At 64.4% G+C, this 1,381-nt stretch carries 1 protein-coding gene and 1 pseudogene; both read left to right on the top strand.

Going from position 1 to position 1,381, the window contains the following annotated elements:
• A pseudogene (locus x551_RS22235) lies at positions 1 to 390 on the top strand (DUF1302 domain-containing protein); the annotation flags it as partial.
• Positions 391 to 407: 17 nt separating this feature from the next.
• Positions 408 to 1,381, top strand: a 974-nt coding sequence (locus x551_RS22230; protein WP_036236707.1) for a DUF1329 domain-containing protein, incomplete at its 3' end; no start/stop codon positions are given.

Below are 1,381 nucleotides of genomic sequence, written 5' to 3'. Positions count from 1 at the left end.
AACTGGGAGAACAACGTGATCGCCACGCTGCTGATGAAGGCCTTCCTCGTCAACGACCGCGTCAGCCCGCAGCTGATCACGGCCTACGACGTGCAGGCCCGCGCGCTGGTCACCTCGCCGCAGGTCGACTGGATCGTGACGGACAAGTTCAAGATCAGCTTCGGGGGCAACTTCAAGCTGCGCAACGGCGAGGACCGCTGGAAGTTCGACGACTGCCGCTCTTGCAACCCGTTCCCGCCCTTCACCGCCCCCTTCGGCGACACCGACCCCCTGAGCGCCTACTCGCGCGGCCTCGGCGGCCTCGAGCCCCTCGGGCGCTTCCGCGCCGGCCCCATCGGCTCGGCCTGGAAGGAGAACGAGATCTTCCTCACCGCAAGGTATCAGTTCTGAAGCAGGAGACAACAACCATGACAACGAAGATTCAACAAGTCGGCCTGGCCTTGCTCACCGCGGGCCTGGCCTTCGCCAGCGTCCCCGCCGGCGCCGCCACCGAGGCCGACGTCGAGGCCTCGTTCAACCCCTACAAGAACGGCTTCCCGAGCTTCCCCGGGATGGCGCCCGGCCTCGTCATCAACAAGGCCAACGTCGAGCAGTTCAAGGACGCGCTGGACCCCGGCCTCTACGAGATCGTCAAGAACGGCTGGGACGAGATCAAGGTCGGCCCGACCACGCAGTTCACGATGGACAAGTTCTACGTCGAGGCGACGAAGAAGAACCTGAACACGACCAAGCTGGGCGCCCAGAGCGGCGAGATCACCGGCTTCGTGGCCGGGCGGCCCTTCCCGGAGGAGCCCAAGGTCGATGACCCGCGCGCGGGCGAGAAGATCGCCTGGAACTACAAGTACGGCGTCAACTGGGGCGACAACGCGGCGATCTACCCGTTCTACTGGAAGTACCGCAACATGACGACCGGCCAGGTCGAGCGCACGCTGAAGTTCAACTTCCACTTCCTGAACTTCAAGCACCGCGTGCAGCATGCCCCGGTGCCCGAGGTGACGCCCAACCCCTCGGAGCTGTTCCGCGGCATCTACCTCACGGTGCTCGAGCCGCAGGACCTGAAGAACACGCAGCTCCTGATTCAGCGCTACGAGAACGACCTGAAGTTCGACGACGCCTACCTCTACCTGGGCTTCCAGCGCCGCGTGCGCCGGCTCGCCACCGGGCAGACGACGGACGCCTTCCTCGGCGCGGACCTGATGATCGAGGACTTCGAGGGCTACAACGGCCGCATCTCGGACATGAAGTGGACGTTCAAGGGCACCAAGAACATCCTGATGCCCTACTACAACCACAACGAGCTGCAGCTGACCGACGAGTTCAAGGACCCGAGCGGCTACAAGTTCGTGGACTTCGGCGGGCAGGGCGGCTGCTTCCCGAAGAT

Origin of the sequence: Methylibium sp. T29 (genome assembly GCF_000576205.1) — a bacterium.
Classification (GTDB): Bacteria; Pseudomonadota; Gammaproteobacteria; order Burkholderiales; family Burkholderiaceae_C; genus Methylibium; species Methylibium petroleiphilum.
Note: the sequence above shows the minus strand (reverse complement) of the source record. Positions and strands in the feature narration are given on the sequence as shown.